The 16,595-nt window shown below is 72.5% G+C and carries 13 protein-coding genes; 10 read left to right on the forward strand and 3 right to left on the reverse strand.

The features are described 5' to 3' along the window. The first annotated feature begins 69 nt into the window (after nucleotides 1-69). The 8 genes from ACH4DZ_RS20190 to ACH4DZ_RS20225 all read left to right on the forward strand — a co-directional run bounded on the left by ACH4DZ_RS20190 (nucleotide 70) and on the right by ACH4DZ_RS20225 (nucleotide 12,116). On the forward strand, nucleotides 70-714 hold the full coding sequence (locus ACH4DZ_RS20190; RefSeq protein ID WP_398288554.1) for a DUF4232 domain-containing protein: 645 nt from the start codon (nucleotides 70-72) through the stop codon (nucleotides 712-714). A 61-nt stretch (nucleotides 715-775) separates the two neighbouring features. Next, nucleotides 776-2,758, forward strand: coding sequence for a gamma-glutamyltransferase family protein (locus tag ACH4DZ_RS20195; RefSeq protein WP_398288555.1), 1,983 nt, complete (start codon nucleotides 776-778; stop codon nucleotides 2,756-2,758). 121 nt (nucleotides 2,759-2,879) lie between these two features. Then, the gene (locus ACH4DZ_RS20200) at nucleotides 2,880-3,725 is read left to right on the forward strand and encodes an inositol monophosphatase family protein (RefSeq protein WP_398288556.1); all 846 of its coding nucleotides are present in this window, start codon (nucleotides 2,880-2,882) and stop codon (nucleotides 3,723-3,725) included. A 131-nt stretch (nucleotides 3,726-3,856) separates the two neighbouring features. Beyond that, nucleotides 3,857-5,266, forward strand: coding sequence for a phytoene desaturase family protein (locus ACH4DZ_RS20205; RefSeq protein ID WP_398288750.1), 1,410 nt, complete (start codon nucleotides 3,857-3,859; stop codon nucleotides 5,264-5,266). Continuing rightward, nucleotides 5,263-5,781, forward strand: coding sequence for an O-acetyl-ADP-ribose deacetylase (locus ACH4DZ_RS20210; protein WP_398288557.1), 519 nt, complete (start codon nucleotides 5,263-5,265; stop codon nucleotides 5,779-5,781). The genes ACH4DZ_RS20205 and ACH4DZ_RS20210 overlap by 4 nt, the downstream gene beginning before the upstream one ends. Before the next feature lie 240 nt (nucleotides 5,782-6,021). Next, on the forward strand, nucleotides 6,022-9,981 hold the full coding sequence (locus ACH4DZ_RS20215) for a glycoside hydrolase family 2 TIM barrel-domain containing protein (protein ID WP_398288558.1): 3,960 nt from the start codon (nucleotides 6,022-6,024) through the stop codon (nucleotides 9,979-9,981). Between the two features lie 99 nt (nucleotides 9,982-10,080). Next, nucleotides 10,081-11,595: an AlkA N-terminal domain-containing protein gene (locus ACH4DZ_RS20220; protein ID WP_398288751.1), complete on the forward strand. Its 1,515-nt coding sequence runs from the start codon at nucleotides 10,081-10,083 to the stop codon at nucleotides 11,593-11,595. A 20-nt stretch (nucleotides 11,596-11,615) separates the two neighbouring features. Further along, a complete protein-coding gene (locus ACH4DZ_RS20225; protein WP_398288753.1) occupies nucleotides 11,616-12,116 on the forward strand; it encodes a methylated-DNA--[protein]-cysteine S-methyltransferase in 501 nt (166 codons plus the stop codon). Nucleotides 12,117-12,165: 49 nt separating this feature from the next. Here the strand turns inward: ACH4DZ_RS20225 and ACH4DZ_RS20230 are convergent, their stop codons facing one another. After that, nucleotides 12,166-12,891, reverse strand: a complete 726-nt coding sequence (locus ACH4DZ_RS20230; protein ID WP_398288559.1) for an SIR2 family NAD-dependent protein deacylase — start codon at nucleotides 12,889-12,891, stop codon at nucleotides 12,166-12,168. Between the two features lie 75 nt (nucleotides 12,892-12,966). Further along, complete coding sequence (locus tag ACH4DZ_RS20235; RefSeq protein ID WP_398288560.1) at nucleotides 12,967-13,458, reverse strand: NUDIX domain-containing protein; 492 nt, start codon at nucleotides 13,456-13,458, stop codon at nucleotides 12,967-12,969. 169 nt (nucleotides 13,459-13,627) lie between these two features. Between ACH4DZ_RS20235 and ACH4DZ_RS20240 the strand changes: the two genes are divergently transcribed. Together ACH4DZ_RS20240 and ACH4DZ_RS20245 are read left to right on the forward strand one after the other, a co-directional pair. Continuing rightward, nucleotides 13,628-13,879 (forward strand): hypothetical protein, encoded by a 252-nt coding sequence (locus ACH4DZ_RS20240; protein WP_398288561.1) that lies wholly within the window; start codon nucleotides 13,628-13,630, stop codon nucleotides 13,877-13,879. Between the two features lie 152 nt (nucleotides 13,880-14,031). Continuing rightward, the gene (locus tag ACH4DZ_RS20245; protein WP_398288562.1) at nucleotides 14,032-15,198 is read left to right on the forward strand and encodes a glycerate kinase; all 1,167 of its coding nucleotides are present in this window, start codon (nucleotides 14,032-14,034) and stop codon (nucleotides 15,196-15,198) included. 193 nt (nucleotides 15,199-15,391) lie between these two features. Here ACH4DZ_RS20245 and ACH4DZ_RS20250 read toward each other — a convergent pair whose 3' ends face one another. Continuing rightward, nucleotides 15,392-16,594 carry a PucR family transcriptional regulator gene (locus ACH4DZ_RS20250; protein WP_398288563.1) on the reverse strand — a complete coding sequence of 401 codons (1,203 nt, stop codon included), beginning with the start codon at nucleotides 16,592-16,594 and terminating at the stop codon, nucleotides 15,392-15,394. Nucleotide 16,595: the final 1 nt, after the last annotated feature.

Genomic DNA, 16,595 nt, shown 5'->3' on the forward strand with positions numbered 1-16,595 from the left:
AGGGCACGGGAGGGCGCGTGGACGGGCGGAGTGAGGGCTTCCGTCGGGGGCTCGTGTGATGATCGGCGGGTGATCGCGATACGTCCGAGGCCGTTCCGCAGAGCCGCCCTCGTCTGTCTGTTGGTACTGACGCCGGTGCTCGGGGCGAGCGGGTGCGGGCTCTCCGCCGAACTGGACCGGGAGAAAAACCCCGAACGCACACCCACGCCGTCGCCGTCCCTGGCGGTGGTGCCGCCCACGCCCACGCCCGTGGCCCCCGAGCCCTCCCCGGCCGTCCCCGGTCAGCAGGCGGAGGGCTGCCCCACGTCCGGCCTGCGCTTCGCGGCCGATCAGGGCGACGCGGCGATGGGGCTGCGCGCGATGGGCCTCGACGTCACCAACTGCGGTGACAGCCCACGCAAGTTGAACGGCTATCCGGCCGTCACCGTCCTGGACGGATCAGGTGAACCGTTCCCGGGCGTGCGGACCGTCGAGGGCACGGACCAGGTGTCCATGGCTCCGGAGGACCCCGGCCCCCGGCCGCTGACGCTCGCCCCCGGCGAGTCCGCACACGCGGCCCTGTACTGGCGGATGAACAACACGAGCGGCGTGTACCTGCGCGTCGCCCCGAAGGAGGGCGACGACACCGTGACCGTACGGCCGCCGTACCCGCTCGACATCGGTCCGGAGAACGTCCTCGGGACGACGGCCTGGCAGCCCTCGGAACGCCGCTAGCGGCACCCTGCGTACCATCGCCGGACGCCCGGCCCGCAGTCCGGAACCTGTCCTGCAGTGCATGTCCGTCCCGCAGTCCGCACGTCCGTCCCGCAGTGAGGAGTTCCCCGTGTTCACGACCCGGCCCACGCTCCAGGGCACCTTCGGAATGGTGTCCTCCACGCACTGGCTCGCCTCGCAGTCGGCGATGGCCGTGCTGGAGGACGGCGGCAACGCGTACGACGCCGCCGTCGCCGCGGGTTTCATGCTGCACGTCGTGGAGCCGCATCTCAACGGGCCCGCCGGTGAGGTGCCGATCATCCTCGCCCCGGCGGGCGGCGAGGTACGGGTCCTGTGCGGCCAGGGCGTGGCACCGGCCGGGGCCACCATCGCCCACTACCGGGGACTCGGTCTGGATCTCGTCCCCGGCACCGGACCCCTCGCGGCCGCCGTGCCCGGCGCCTTCGACGCGTGGATGCTGCTGCTGCGCGACCACGGCACGAAGTCCCTGGCGGACGTCCTGAAGTACGCCATCGGGTACGCGCGGGACGGGCACGCGCCCGTGGAGCGCGTCGGCCAGACCGTGGAGACCGTACGGGAGCTCTTCGAGACCGAGTGGACGTCGTCCGCCGAGGTGTACCTGCCGGGCGGCGAACCCCCGCGTCCCGGCGAGTTGTTCCGCAACCCCGCGCTGGCCGCGACCTGGACACGGCTCGTCACGGAGTCCGCCGCAGCGGGCGAGGCCCGGAACAAGGGGGCCGGGGAGGGCGACCGCCGGGTCGCGCAGATCGAGGCCGCGCGGCGGATCTGGCGCGAGGGCTTCATCGCCGAGGCGCTCGTACGACAGGCCGGCCGGCCCACGCGGGACACCAGCGGCGAGCGTCACTCCGGCACGCTCACCGCGGCCGACCTGGCCTCCTGGTCCGCGTCCTACGAAGCTCCGGCCACCTACGACTGGCGGGGCTGGACCCTGTGCAAGGCGGGGCCCTGGAGCCAGGGCCCGGTACTCCTCCAGCAGCTGGCCCTGCTGCCGCCCGAGCTGCCCCGGTACGGCTCCGCCGAGTACACGCACCTGCTGATCGAGGGCTGCAAGCTCGCGATGGCCGACCGGGAGGCCTGGTACGGAGACGCGGGCGAGGTGCCCGCGGCGGAGCTGCTGTCGGAGCTGTTGTCGCCCCGGTACAACGCCGGGCGGCGGGCGCTGGTCGGGGAGAAGGCCTCGTACGAGCTGCGGCCGGGGAGCCCCGGCGGCCGGGCTCCGCTGCTCAGCGGGCACGCGCGCGCGGTGGCCTCGGGAGCCTCGGGAGCCTCGGGAGAGGACGGCTTCGACGCGCTCGCTGCTCCGGGTGCGGGCGAGCCGACCGTGGCGCGAGAGGCTGAAGGGGCGGGCGAGCCGACCGTGGCCAAGCCGCCGACGTCTCCCGTGCCCGGCGAGCCGGACGTCTCGGCGGACGGTGGCACCCGGGGCGACACCTGCCACCTCGACATCGTCGACCGCTGGGGCAACATGGTCGCGGCCACACCCAGCGGCGGCTGGCTGCAGTCCAACCCGGTCGTGCCGGAGCTGGGCTTCCCGCTCGGCACCCGGCTCCAGATGGCCTGGCTGGACGAGGGGCTGCCCAACTCCCTGACCCCGGGCCGCCGCCCGCGCACGACACTCACCCCGTCGCTCGCGCTGCGGGACGGGATCCCCGTCCTGGCCTTCGGTACACCCGGCGGCGACCAGCAGGACCAGTGGCAACTGCACTTCTTCCTGGCCGTCGCCCTGCGGGCGGAGGTACGCGGCGGCCCGGACCTCCAGGGCGCGATCGACGCCCCCAACTGGCACAACGACAGCTTCCCCGGCTCCTTTTACCCGCGCGGCATGCGGCCGGGCAGCGTGACGGTCGAGTCCCGCACGGACCCCGAGGTCGTCGCCGGCCTGCGCCGCCGGGGCCACGACGTCCAGGTCGGCGACGCCTGGTCCGAGGGGCGGCTGTGCGCGGTCGCCAGGGATCCGCGGACCGGGATCCTGTCGGCCGCGGCGAACCCGCGAGGGATGCAGGGATACGCGGTCGGCCGCTGAGGCCCGTGCTGACCTCGGATGAGGCCCGTGCTGACCTCGGAGCCCTCGTTGTTCATGCCGATTCCACCCGTGATACACCCACCGGGTGGGGATTGTCAGTGGCGCGTGCTCTCATGGAGGCATGATCGAACACATGGAAACCATCGACGAGTTTCTCGCACACCGCACCGCCGACGTCGAACGGGCCGTCCGCGAGGCGGCCGCCACCGAGATCATGCCGCGCTTCCGGCAGCTCGCGGCACACGAGATAGACGAGAAGAGCGGCCCGCACGACCTGGTCACGGACGCCGACCGCAAGGCCGAGGAGTACCTCACCGGGGTGCTCGGCAAGCTGCTGCCCGGCTCGGTCGTGGTCGGTGAGGAAGCGGTCCACGCCAATCCGGCGACGTACGAGGCGCTGCAGGGCGAGGCGCCCGTCTGGATCGTCGACCCGGTCGACGGCACCCGCCAGTTCGTCCACGGCGACCCCGGCTTCTGCACGCTGGTCGCGCTCGCCCGGCGCGGCGTCGTGCTGGCGTCCTGGACGTACGCCCCGGTCCGCGACCAACTCGCCGTGGCCGTACGGGGCCGGGGCGCCCTGCTCGACGGCGAACGCCTCCTGGCGGGCGCGCCGGACCCCGGCCGTGAGCTCGAAGTCGCCACGTCCCACCCGGACTACACGACGGACGACCAGAAGCGGGCGCTGCTCGGCCTGCGCACGCAGGGGGTGAGCCCGCGCCCCTGCGGCTCCGCCGGCCTGGAGTACCTGGCCGTCGCCCGCGGCGAGTTGGACGCCGTCGCGTTCAGCTGGGAGGCCGCCTGGGACCACGCGGCGGGCCTACTGCTCGTCGAGGAGGCGGGCGGCGCGCATCTGACCCTCGCGGGGGAGCCGTTCCGCATCACCGGCGGCAACACGCTTCCGTTCACCGCGGCGCGGGACGCGGCCACGGCCCACCGGGTGCTTGACCTGCTGTCGGGCGGTGCCTGAGCAGGGCCGGACGGGGCCTGTCAGGGCCGGGTGAGGAGCCGGCGAGGGGCTGGGACGGGTGCTGTCGGAGGCCCGGCATATCCTGACCGTCAGTGGCCATCGGCTGACAAAGGAGTCCGAAGGTGCCGTCGATGCTCGATGCCGTCGTGGTGGGTGCGGGGCCGAACGGACTGACGGCTGCCGTGGAGCTGGCCCGCCGCGGCTTCTCCGTGGCCGTCTTCGAGGCGCGCGACACCGTCGGGGGAGGCGCCCGCACCGAGGAGCTGACCCTGCCCGGATTCCGGCACGACCCGTGCTCGGCCGCGCACCCCCTCGGTGTCAACTCACCCGCTTTCCGCGCGATGCCCCTCGGGCGGTACGGGCTGGAGTGGCTGCAGCCCGGACTGCCCATGGCGCACCCCTTCCTGGACGGCACGGCGGCCGTGCTGTCGCGGTCGGTGGCCGAGACGGCCGCCTCGTTCGGACCGCGGGACGCGGGCACGTACCGCAGGCTCGTGGAGCCCTTCACCCACCGATGGGACACGCTCGTACAGGACTTCATGTCCCTGCCGCTCAGCGCGCTGCCCCGGGACCCGGTCACCCTCGCCCGCTTCGGCCTGGTCGGACTGCCGCCCTCGACCTGGCTGATGCGCAGGTTCCGCGACGAGCGGGCCAAGGCGCTGTTCGCGGGGCTCGTCGCCCATGTCATGTCACCGCTGGGCGGTCCCGCCACCGGCGCCGTCGGCCTCGTCTTCGCACTGGCCGCGCACGCCAGGGGCTGGCCCGTCGCCCGTGGCGGCTCCCAGTCGATCTCCGACGCGCTCACGGCGTATCTCAAGGACCTGGGCGGCGCCGTCCACACCGACTACGAGGTGAAGCGCCTCGACGACCTGCCGCCGGCGCGCGCGTACGTCTTCGACACCTCGCCCACCGCGCTGAGCCGGATCGCGGGCTTCGGGCGCTACTACGAGCGGTACCGGTACGGGGCGGGCGTCTTCAAGGTCGACTACGCGCTCGACGGACCGGTGCCGTGGACGGCGAAGGAGGCCCGCACGGCCGGCACGGTGCAGGTCGGCGCGGACCGCAAGGAGATCGGGACCGCCCTGCGCGCGGCCTCCCGGGAGGGGCGCGCCCCCGACGCGCCGTTCCTGATCACCGTGCAGCCGAGTGTCGTCGATCCGTCCCGGGCACCGGCCGGCAAGCACGTGTTCTGGGCCTACGCGCATGTTCCGAGCGGCTGGACCGGAGACCTCACCGATACGATCGAGCGCCAGCTGGAGCGGTTCGCGCCCGGTTTCCGCGACCGGGTCCTCGCCCGTGCGACGGCGGGACCGCCCGAACTCGCCGCCCGCAACGCCAACTACGTGGGCGGCGACATCGGCTGCGGCGCGGCATCCGGCCTGCAGCTGCTGCTCCGCCCCAGGCTGTCGGCGTACCCGTACAGCACCCCGCACCCGGCGGTGTTCATCTGCTCCTCGGCGACCCCGCCGGGTCCCGGCGTGCACGGCATGTCGGGGCACAACGCGGCGAAGGCCGTATGGAAGAGGCTGCGCCGGACATGACCACCAGGACCACCATCGAACTCGTCCGGGGCGACATCACCCGGCAGAGCGTGGACGCCATCGTGAACGCGGCGAACTCCTCCCTGCTGGGCGGCGGAGGCGTGGACGGCGCCATCCACCGGCGCGGTGGCCCCGAGATCCTCGCCGAGTGCCGCAAGCTGCGCGCCTCGCACTACGGCAAGGGTCTGCGCACGGGGCAGGCCGTCGCCACCACCGCCGGCCGGCTGGACGCGCGGTGGGTGATCCACACCGTCGGGCCGGTCTTCAGCCGCAGCGAGGACCGGTCCGAGCTGCTGGTCTCCTGCTACCGGGAATCCCTGCGGGTCGCCGACGAGCTGGGCGCGCGGACCGTCGCGTTCCCAGCCATCTCCGCGGGCATCTACGGCTGGCCGATGGCGGACGCCGCCCGCCTCGCCGTCGGGACCGTGCGGGACACGGAGACGTCGGTGACCGAGGTCAGATTCGTCCTCTTCGACGAGCCTGCGTACGAGGCGTTCGCGGCGCGGGTCGGCTGACCGGGCCGCGGGAGCCCCGCCGGGCACCTCTCAAGGCGGCCACCCACCGAGGGCGGCCACTCCTCGTCCCGGGCGCCCTGCGGCACAGTCCTCAGGAACACACAGAGTTCGACAGGGTCATTGCCGGTGTTGTGTTCGGGTTCTAGGGTTTCTGTGGCTCACCCAGTGCCTTTGTGCCCGGTGGTCGCATCACGCCCCTCAGTTCGCGCACCCCACTGTCGTACCGAGGAAGGCCCAGCCATGCCGCACCCGCGCCCGCACCTGCCTCCGCACACGACTCCCGTCAGCCGCCGTCGACTTCTTGAGGGAGGGGCCGTCGTCCTCGGCGCGCTCGCCCTGCCCTCGTCCGTCTCCACGGTCCACGCGGCCGGCCTGCCCGCCGCGGCGGCGGACGGTACCCCGGAGTGGAACGGCGCCATCGACGTCTTCCAGGTCGGGACCGAGCCGCCGCACACCACCCTCACCCCGTACGCGGACGTGGCACAGGCGCTGGACGGCGACCGCACCCGCTCGCCGTACCGGATGAGCCTCGACGGGAAATGGAAGTTCGCCTACGCCGACCGTCCCGACGACCGGGACCCCGACTTCCACCGCACCGACGTCGACGACGGTTCCTGGGACACGATCCCCGTCCCCTCCGTCTGGCAGGTGCACGGCTACGACTTCCCGATCTACATCAACATCACGTATCCCTACTGGGGACCCAACGGTCTGGGCGAGGAGCCGCAGCCGCCGGCCGCCCCCACCCGCTACAACCCCGTGGGCCAGTACAGACGTACCTTCACCGTCCCCGGGGGATGGTCGGGGCGGCGGACGTTCCTGCACTTCGAAGGCGTCAAGTCCGCCCACTACGTGTGGATCAACGGAGAACTGGTCGGCTACCACGAGGACTCCTACACCCCCGCCGAGTACGACATCACCCCGCACCTGAAGCCCGGCACCAACCAGATCGCGGTGGAGGTGTACCGCTACTCCGACGGCGACTGGCTGGAGGACCAGGACATGATCCGGCTGAGCGGCATCTTCCGCTCGGTCCACCTCTACTCCACCCCGGCCGTGCACCTGCGCGACTTCAAGCTGGACACCCCGCTGAGCGACGGCCACCGGGCCGCCGAGCTGTCGGTGACCGCGAGCGTGCGCGACTACGGAGACCGTGCGGGAAGCGAGGCCGGCGCGGGCTCGTACTCCGTCGAGACCCAGCTTCACGACGCGCGCGGCCACGCCGTCTGGCAGCGCCCGCTGCAGCAGGCGGTGGACCTCGGCTCCGCCCCGGCCGGCGAGGACGTGACCGTACAGGCCGCCAGAGCCGTGCCCGCGCCGAAGCTGTGGTCGGCCGAGGACCCGTACCTCTACACGGCCGTGCTGCGGCTGCGCGATCCGGCGGGCAAGGTCGTCGAGACGCTCTCGCACCGGGTCGGTCTGCGCGAGTTCGCGCTGAAGGACGGGCTGATGCGCGTCAACGGCCGGCCCGTCTCCCTGCGGGGCACCAACCGGCACGAGATGCACCCCGACCGCGGCACCGCGCTGACCCGCGCGGACATGGTCCGGGACATCGAGATCATCAAGCGGACCAACATCAACACCGTCCGCACCTCGCACTACCCCAACAACACGCACTGGTACGAGCTGGCCGACGAGTACGGCCTGTACCTGGTGGACGAGACCAACCTGGAGACCCACGGCATCCGCGACGAGTACCCGGGCGACCACCCCGACTGGAGCAGGGCGTGTGTGGCCCGCGCGCGGAACATGGTCCACCGCGACAAGAACCACGCCTCCGTCGTCATCTGGTCGCTCGGCAACGAGGCCGGCGGCGGCAGCACCTTCGTCGCCATGCACGACTGGATCCGCTCGTACGACCCGACCCGCGTCATCCAGTACGAGGGCGACGACCGGCCCGCGATCAGTGACATCCGCTCGGAGATGTACGACAGCCCCGCGCGCGTCGAGGCCCGGGCGAAGGACACCTCCGACACCCGCCCGTACGTCATGATCGAGTACGCGCACTCGATGGGGAACTCGACCGGCAACCTCAAGAAGTACTGGGACATCGTCCGCCGCCACGACGTGCTGCAGGGCGGCTGGATCTGGGACTTCGTCGACCAGTCCCTGACCACGCCGGTCCCCACGCGCACACTCCTGACGGAAACCGGGCCGGGCGCGGTGCGCGGCGAGATCCAGGCCGCCGGCGCGGCCTTCGACCGGACCAGGGGCCTGTCCGGCAGCACCGTCTTCGCCCGCGACCCCGGACTCGACATCACCGGCTCCCTGACGCTGGAGGCATGGGTCACCCCGCACGTGACCGGCTACCACCAGCCGCTCATCGCCAAGGGCGACACCCAGTACGCCCTCAAGCAGACGAGCGAGAACCTGGAGTTCTTCCTCTTCGGCGACGGCCAGTGGATCGCCGCCACCTGGGCCCTCCCGGACGACTGGACCGGCAGGGAACACCACATTGCGGGCGTCTTCGACGCGGCGGCGGGCACCCTGACCCTGCACGTCGACGGCGCGGTCAGGGCCACCCGGACCACCACCCGGCGACCCGCCGTCAACACCGCGCCGCTCTCGCTCGCCACGGACGTCGACAACCCCACCCGCGAGTTCAGCGGCACGATCCGGCGGGCGCGCGTCTACGCCCGCGCGCTGTCCGCGGCCGAACTCGCCTCGGACGGACGCGGCCCCGGCGACGAAGGAGTGCGGTTCTGGTTCGACGCGGCCACCGTGAAGGTGACGGAGAAACGACCCGGGAGCCGCCCTGAGCACCGCAGCTTCTTCGCGTACGGCGGCGACTGGGACGACCACCCGAACGACGGGGCCTTCGTCGCGGACGGCATCGTCACCGCCGACCGCGGACACACCGGCAAGGCCGCGGAGGTCAAGCGGATCTACCAGGCGATCGACGCCGCACCGGCGTCGGCCGGGAAGGCCCTCATCCCGGGAGCCGCCGGAGCCGGGGTCGCCGTCACTCTCACCAACGAGTACCTGTTCACCAACCTCCGTGACCTGGACGGCAGTTGGGTGCTCGTCGCCGACGGCCGGACCGTGCGGCGCGGCAAGCTGAGCCGTGCCCAGCTGGACGTGCCCCCGCTCAGCAGCAAGGACGTCACGGTGCCCGTCAGGCTGCCGGCGGACCCGGCGCCCGGCACGGAGTACTTCCTGCGGCTGTCCTTCACCACCAAGGAGCGCACCAAGTGGGCCGGGGCCGGCTTCGAGGTGGCCGCGCAGCAACTGCCGATCGACGCCGACAGCCCCGCCGTGCGGCCCGTGCCACTGACCCGGGTGCCCGCGCTGCGCCACCAGGACGGTCCGCGGTCCGTCACGGTCCGGGGCGACGGCTTCTCCGTGACCGTCGACAAGAGGACCGGAGTCATCACCTCGTACGAGGCCCGTGGCGCCCGGCTCCTCACCTCCGGGCCCGTGCCGAACTTCTGGCGGGCACCGACCGACAACGACCGGGGCAACGGCCAGCACGTCCGCAACCAGACCTGGCGCGACGCCGGGACCCTGCGGAAGGTGACGGACGTGAGCGTGGACTCCCTGCGCGACCGGGCCGTCCGGATCAAGGTCAGCGGGACCCTGCCCACCACCACCGTGTCGACGTACACCGCCACCTACACGGTCTTCGGCAACGGTGAGATCAAGGTCGACAACACCCTCCACCCGGGCGCGGCCGGCCTGCCCTACATCCCGGAGGTCGGCACCCTGCTGTTCCTCCCGGGCCGCCTGGAGCACCTGCATTACTACGGCCGCGGCCCCGAGGAGAACCACTGGGACCGCAACGACGGCACCGACGTGGGGCTGTACTCCGGGACCGTCTCCGGGCAGTGGACGCCCTACATCCGCCCGCAGGAGAACGGGAACAGGACCGACGTCCGCTGGGCGGCCCTCACCGGCCGCGACGGCACCGGGCTGCTCGTCTCGGGGGAACCGCTCATCGAGGTCAACGCCTCGCACCTCACCCCCGAGGACCTGTCGGTGGGCACGCGCCACGACTACCAGCTGACCCCTCGGGACGAGGTCGTCCTGCGTGTCAACCACCGGCAGATGGGTGTGGGCGGCGACAACAGCTGGGGCGCGCACACCCACGACGAGTACAAGCTGTTCGCCGACCGGGACTACTCCTACACCTACCGGCTGCGCCCGCTGACCGACGTCGACAGGGCGACGGAGGCCTCCCGGCGGCCCACGGCGCACGAGTGAGCCCGGGGTCCCGGGGGAGGGGGCCGGGCTGAGGCAGATGTCGCATTCCCGCCAGCCATCGCCCTGACCGAGGGCGATGCTGGGGGCATGCAGAACGGGATGCACGCCGAGACCGAGCGCTGTGTGCGCGCCGTCCAGTCGAAGGACGCCCGCTTCGACGGCTGGTTCTTCACCGCCGTCCTGACCACGCGGATCTACTGCCGACCCAGCTGCCCCGTCGTGCCTCCGAAGGCGGAGAACATGACGTTCTACCCGAGCGCCGCAGCCTGCCAGCAGGCCGGATTCCGGGCATGCAAGCGCTGCCGCCCCGACACGAGCCCCGGCTCGCCCGAGTGGAACGAGCGCGCGGACCTCGTGGCCCGAGCGATGCGGCTGATCGGCGACGGGATCGTGGACCGCGAGGGCGTGCCGGGGCTCGCCACCCGCCTCGGATACAGCACCCGGCAGATCGAACGCCAGCTCCTCGCCGAACTGGGCGCGGGCCCGCTCGCCCTGGCCCGCGCCCAGCGTGCCCAGACCGCCCGCCTGCTCATCGAGACGACACCGCTCCCGATGGCCGAGATCGCCTTCGCGGCGGGCTTCTCCTCCGTCCGCACCTTCAACGACACGGTCCGTGAGGTCTTCGCCCTCGCCCCGAGCGAGCTGCGCACCAGGGCGCCCAAGAACCGCACCGACCGCGCCAACTCGACCGGTACACCAGGGGTGTTGGCGCTCCGGCTCCCCTTCCGGGCCCCGCTCAACCCCGACAACCTCTTCGGCCACCTCGCCGCCACCGCCGTACCCGGCGTGGAGGAGTGGCGCGACGGCGCGTACCGGCGCACCCTGCGTCTGCCGTACGGCCGCGGTGTCGTCGCGCTCACTCCGAAGCCCGACCACATCGGCTGCCGGCTCACCCTCAGCGACCTGCGCGACCTGACCGTCGCCATCAGCCGCTGCCGCCGCATGCTCGACCTGGACGCCGACCCGGTCGCGGTCGACGACCAGTTGCGTACGGATCCGGTGCTGGCGCCGCTCGTCGACAAGGCGCCGGGCCGCCGTGTGCCCCGTACGGTCGACGAGGCCGAGTTCGCCGTACGGGCCGTGCTGGGGCAGCAGGTGTCCACGGCCGCCGCCCGCACGCACGCGGGACGCCTGGTCGTGGCCCACGGTGAAACGGTCGACGATCCCGAGGGCGGCCTCACTCACCTCTTCCCGTCCGTCGAGGCCCTGGCGGCACTCGACCCCGAGGCCCTCGCCATGCCGGCCACCCGCCGGACGACCCTCACCACGCTCGTCGGCCAACTCGCCGACGGCACCCTCAACCTGGGCGTCGAGGGCGACTGGACGGAGACCAGGGCCCGTCTGCTCGCCCTGCCCGGGTTCGGGCCCTGGACCGTGGAGGTCATCGCCATGCGCGCCCTCGGCGACCCCGACGCCTTCCCGGTGACCGACCTCGGAATCCGTTACGCCGCACGGGACTTGGGCCTGCCGTCCACCCCCGCCGCTCTGACGGCACGGGCCGCGGACTGGCGGCCCTGGCGCGCGTACGCCGTCCAGTACCTGTGGGCGACGGGCACGCACCCGATCAACTTCCTCCCTGAACAGGCAGTTCACACACAAAAGGACGCGCAGTGAAGCAACAGGTGGAGCAGGACATGAAGCAGCACACCGTCATCGACAGCCCTTACGGCCCGCTGACGCTGGTCGCCACCGACGGCGTCCTCTGCGGGCTCTACATGACCGACCAGCGCCACCGCCCGCCCGAGGAGAGCTTCGGCGACCCGGACGACACACCCTTCGCCGAGGCGGCCGAGGAGCTACGGGCCTATTTCGCGGGCGAGTTGAAGGACTTCTCCGTCCCACTGCACCTCCACGGAACCCCGTTCCAGCGTTCCGTCTGGTCCGAGCTCCGCAGGATCCCGTACGGCGAGACCCGTACGTACGGTCAACTTGCGGACGCCCTCGGCAACCCGAACGCGTCGCGGTCGGTGGGCCTCGCCAACGGCAGGAATCCGCTGGGGATCATCGTGCCCTGCCATCGCGTGGTGGGCGCGGACGGCAGCCTCACGGGCTACGGCGGCGGCCTGGAACGCAAGCGGCGACTGCTGGACTTCGAGCGGGGTGAACGACGAGAGCGGGCCGCGGCACTCTTCTGAGCCGCTACGGCGGATCCCGCGCCGCTCAGCCGCTCAGCCGCTCAGCCGCTCAGCCGCCCAGAGTCCGCAGCAGCGCGGGCAGGCTCGTGCCGATCGGCTCGCGGATCACCTCGTCGGCCCGGTCGTCGTACGGGGTCGGCTCGGCGTTGACGATGACGAGGCGGGCCCCGTGGTCGGCGGCGACTCCGGCGAGCCCCGCCGCCGGCTGGACCTGCAGACTGCTGCCGGCGGCGACGAACACCTGGCACGCCTTGGTGATCGCGACCGCTTCACCGAGCACCACGGGGTCGAGCCGCTCGCCGAACATGACGGTCGCCGACTTGAGTATTCCGCCGCACTCCAGGCACGGCGGATCCGCCTCCCCGGCCTCGACCCGGGCGAGGGCGTCCTCCATCGGCCCGCGCGCGTGACACTTCGTACAGGCGACCGCGTGTGCGCTGCCGTGCAGTTCGAGGACCTTGCGTGCGGGCATCCCGGCGAGCTGGTGCAGTCCGTCGACGTTCTGCGTGATCACCCGGACCGGCACCCCGGCCCGCTCCAGCTCGGCCACCGCCCGGTGCGCGGCGTTCGGCTCCGCCCCCAGCGCGCCGCTTTCCCGCCGCATCCGCCACGACCGCCGACGGATCTCCGGGTCGCCCATGTAGTACTCGTACGTCACGAGCTTCTCGGCCTCGGGATCCTTGTGCCAGAGGCCGTTCGGACCGCGGTAGTCGGGGATTCCGGAATCGGTGGACACGCCCGCACCGGTGAGGACGGCGACAAGAGGCTTGCTCATGGGGCGAGCGTAGGGCGGCCGACCGTACGGGGCGACCGGATATACGGATACCGGGTGTGCGGAGGCCGGGGCGCGTCAGCCGACCCGGTCGCCGTTCTCCAGCTCCGCCGTTCCCGCTCCCTCCGTGAGTACGTCGAGTGCGGCGATCACACGGCGGCCCAGGGAGCCCGACATGTGCTCGGTGAGCTCCTCGCGCGGGACCAGCCGCCAGGACAGCAGCTCCGACTCCTGGAGGCGGATCGACTTGAACTGCTCCTCCGTCAGGACTCCACCGTCGTACAGGTACGCCACGATCGGGGGCCGCTCCGTACCGGGCACCCAGTCCACCGCGAGCAGCCTGCCGATCTCCAGGTCCAGGCCGATCTCCTCCAGGGTCTCCCGGTGGGCCCCCTGCCTCGGGGTCTCCCCGGCATCCGACTCGACCGTCCCGCCCGGCAACGCCCAGCCCTCGCGGTAGTTGGGCTCGACGAGCAGCACACGGCCCTCGGCATCACGGAAGAGAGCGGCGGCGCCGACGAGCACGCGGGGCAGGCCCGCGATGTACGTGGCGTAGTCAGGGGTGGTCATCGGGCCAGCGTAGCGAGATCGGCCGCGGACCCCGCAAGATCGTCAACCCGCAAGGGGCTTACACCCGGTCTGTCGAATTCCGCTCGGTCTCACCCGTTCTGCATACGTACGGCACCGCACCACATGAGAAGGTCGTCAGGTTTTATTCGTATTGCGCGTCTGGAGTCCCATGAATTCGTTGAGTCGTACGACGGTCCTCGCGGCCGGTGCCGTCGCGGTCGCCGCCGTCCTGTCCGGCACCGGTGCCGCCGTCGCCCAGGCCGCTCCCGCCGAGCCTCTGGTCACCACCGGGGACGTCGGTGTGCGGACCGGGGACCTCGATCTGCTGGAGGATGTGCTGGAGCACATCAGCATCCCGTTCGGGCACAAGGGAACCCTGACGCACCAGCTCTACGACTCGCGCGGAACCGACGCCGGCTGACCCGCCGCCGTTCCGCGAAGCCCGTCCGAGCCTGTCCGACCGCTGTCCGGGTCCTGAGAACCGCCCTGGGCAGCGGCCCCCTCCTGCGGTTAGGGTCACAGCGGCGCGACTGCCTTGACATGTGCAAGGCCCGAGGAGCAAGGGGAACCAAGGTGGCGGACGCCGCAGTGAACCGGACCGGTAGCCAGATCCAGCGTGTACTCATCGCCGCGGACAAGTTCAAGGGCTCGCTCACGGCCGTGCAGGTGGCCGAGCGGGTCACCGCGGGGCTGCACCGGATCGCGCCCCAGGTCGAGGTCGAGTCGCTCCCGGTGGCCGACGGCGGCGACGGCACCGTCGCCGCGGCGGTCGCCGCGGGGTTCGAGCGGCACGAGGTCCGGGTCGCCGGGCCGCTCGGTGACGAGGTCACCGCCGCGTTCGCCCTGCGGGACGGGACAGCGGTCGTGGAGATGGCCGAGGCCAGTGGGCTGCAGCGGCTGCCCGCCGGGACCTTCGCGCCGCTCACGGCCTCCACGTACGGGTCCGGGGAACTGCTGAGGGCGGCGCTCGACGCCGGGGCACGGACGATCGTCTTCGGCGTCGGCGGCAGCGCGACCACCGACGGCGGGGCCGGGATGCTGGCCGCGCTCGGGGCCCGGTTCGTAGACGAGGCCGGTGGGCCCGTGCCGCCCGGGGGCGGTTCCCTCGGGGAACTCGCCACGGCGGACCTGACCGCTCTCGACCCCCGGCTCGCCACGGTCGACGTGGTCCTCGCGAGCGACGTGGACAATCCGCTGACCGGGCCGAAGGGCGCGGCGGCGGTGTACGGGCCCCAGAAGGGCGCCTCCCCGGACGATGTGGCGGTGCTCGACGCGGGGCTCTCCCACTTCGCCGCGATCCTGGAGAAGTCGATCGGGAGCAAGGCCGCGGAGTATGCCGTCGCGCCCGGTGCGGGGGCCGCGGGCGGCATCGGGTACGGGGCCCTGGTGGGTCTCGGCGCGAGTTTCCGTCCCGGCATCGACGTCATGCTCGACGTGCTGGGGTTCGGCCCCGCGCTGGAACGGGCGACGCTCGTCATCACGGGGGAGGGGTCGCTGGACGAGCAGACCCTCCACGGGAAGGCTCCCGCCGGGGTCGCGGCGGCGGCGCGGGCTGCCGGCAAGGAGGTCATCGCCGTGTGCGGGCGGCTGGCTCTCGCGCCCGAGGCGTTGGGGCGGGCCGGGATCCGGCGGGTGTATCCGCTGACGGATGTCGAGCCCGACGTGGGCCGGTGCATCGCGGAAGCGGGCCCCATCCTGGAGGAACTCGCGGAACGCATAGCCCACGACTTCCTGACCTGACAGCCCTCCTTCGCCCCCGCCGCCCCTACCCTTCCCGTCACTTACTCGGGGGCGCTGCCCCCGAACCCCCGCTCCTCAAACGCCGGAGGGGCTAACTACCAGCCCGTCCGGCGTTTGAGGACAACGGGGGCGAGGGGGCGCAGCCCTCATGCAGTGACGGGAAGGGGAGGGGCGGCGGGGGCGAGGAAACGCCCTACCCCACCCCCGTGGGCCCCGCCAACCGATACGCGTCCAACGCCAACGTCATCTCGATCAGATCCCGCGGTCGCGCCAACGACCGCGAAGTCAGCTGCTCCAACCGCCGCAGACGGTTGAACACAGTGTTCCGGTGGCAGTACAGCCGCCCCGCCGCCCGCCCGGCGGACCCCTCACAACTCAGCCACGCGTCAAGCGTCTCCAACAGCACGGCCCGATCAGGCGGTTCGAGCTCCAGCAGAGAACCGAAGACGTCCGCCACCAGCCGCGACGCCAGCTCCGGCTGGCTGACGACGAGCGCCGTAGGCATCCGCTGATCGAGCCGCACGACGGCACTCGCGTCCGGCGGACACGTACGCAGGGCCAGTTCGGCGAGCCGCCGCGCCCGCCCCAGCTCGGCGAGCCCGGCGACGACGGGACTGATCCCGCCGGGACCGGAACAGCGCCCGTCGAGCGCCCGGGCGACCCCGTCGAGGCCCTGCCCGGGCCCGAGGGCCACCACCCCCACCTCGCAGTCGGCCCGCATACGCCAGACGAACCGCAGCCCCGCCCCCTCCACGGGCCGCCGCAACGGCTCCCGCCGCTCCGAGCGCAGCACGACCACGGCGTACGGACCCCGCTCGGGAAGGTCGAGGCCCGCGGCGGCGCGCGCCGCGAGGCCGGGCGCCTCCTGGCCCTCAAGCAGCGCGTCCAGCAGCGCCTGGAGCCGTTCGTCGGTACGGCGCCGAAGCTCCATCTCGGTCGCCCGGTACGCCTCGGTCGCCGCCGCGGCCTGCGCGTCCACGGCGGACCACACCATGGTCGCCGACCGCATCAGCACACCGAGACGCTCCGGCTCCCTGCCGGTCGCCGCCTCCAGCAGCGCGTCCCACACCAGATAGCCCGCGGAGCGGTACGCGTGCACCAGCAACTCCAGCGGCAGGCCCTGCTGGGCCCGGCGCCGGCCCGCGTCCTCCGCGTACTCCAGGTCGCGGCGGGGCGAGTCCCGGGGCGCGGAGATCGTCTCGATCCCGATCCGCATCGCGTCCTGGGCCTCCCGCCACTGCTGGTCGTACGGCAGGAACTCCCCGTAGACGGGGGAGTGTTCGGCCAGTTGCCGCATGTGCTCGTCGACCAGCTCCGGCAGCCGCTCCAACAGCGCCGTGCAGGATTCGGCGAGCAGCTTCCAGTCATGACCGGTACGCCTTCTGCGGGCTCCCATG

This window comes from Streptomyces sp. NPDC017991, from assembly GCF_044328075.1.
GTDB lineage: Bacteria > Actinomycetota > Actinomycetes > Streptomycetales > Streptomycetaceae > Streptomyces.

Coding starts and splice junctions, on each gene's coding strand:
- ACH4DZ_RS20195 (WP_398288555.1), top strand. CDS start 776: ATGTCCGTCCCGCAGTCCGCACGTCCGTCCCGCAGTGAGGAGTTCCCC.
- ACH4DZ_RS20200 (WP_398288556.1), top strand. CDS start 2,880: ATGATCGAACACATGGAAACCATCGACGAGTTTCTCGCACACCGCACC.
- ACH4DZ_RS20205 (WP_398288750.1), top strand. CDS start 3,857: ATGCTCGATGCCGTCGTGGTGGGTGCGGGGCCGAACGGACTGACGGCT.
- ACH4DZ_RS20210 (WP_398288557.1), top strand. CDS start 5,263: ATGACCACCAGGACCACCATCGAACTCGTCCGGGGCGACATCACCCGG.
- ACH4DZ_RS20215 (WP_398288558.1), top strand. CDS start 6,022: ATGCCGCACCCGCGCCCGCACCTGCCTCCGCACACGACTCCCGTCAGC.
- ACH4DZ_RS20220 (WP_398288751.1), top strand. CDS start 10,081: ATGCACGCCGAGACCGAGCGCTGTGTGCGCGCCGTCCAGTCGAAGGAC.
- ACH4DZ_RS20225 (WP_398288753.1), top strand. CDS start 11,616: ATGAAGCAGCACACCGTCATCGACAGCCCTTACGGCCCGCTGACGCTG.
- ACH4DZ_RS20230 (WP_398288559.1), bottom strand. CDS start 12,891: ATGAGCAAGCCTCTTGTCGCCGTCCTCACCGGTGCGGGCGTGTCCACC.
- ACH4DZ_RS20235 (WP_398288560.1), bottom strand. CDS start 13,458: ATGACCACCCCTGACTACGCCACGTACATCGCGGGCCTGCCCCGCGTG.
- ACH4DZ_RS20240 (WP_398288561.1), top strand. CDS start 13,628: ATGAATTCGTTGAGTCGTACGACGGTCCTCGCGGCCGGTGCCGTCGCG.
- ACH4DZ_RS20250 (WP_398288563.1), bottom strand. CDS start 16,594: ATGGGAGCCCGCAGAAGGCGTACCGGTCATGACTGGAAGCTGCTCGCC.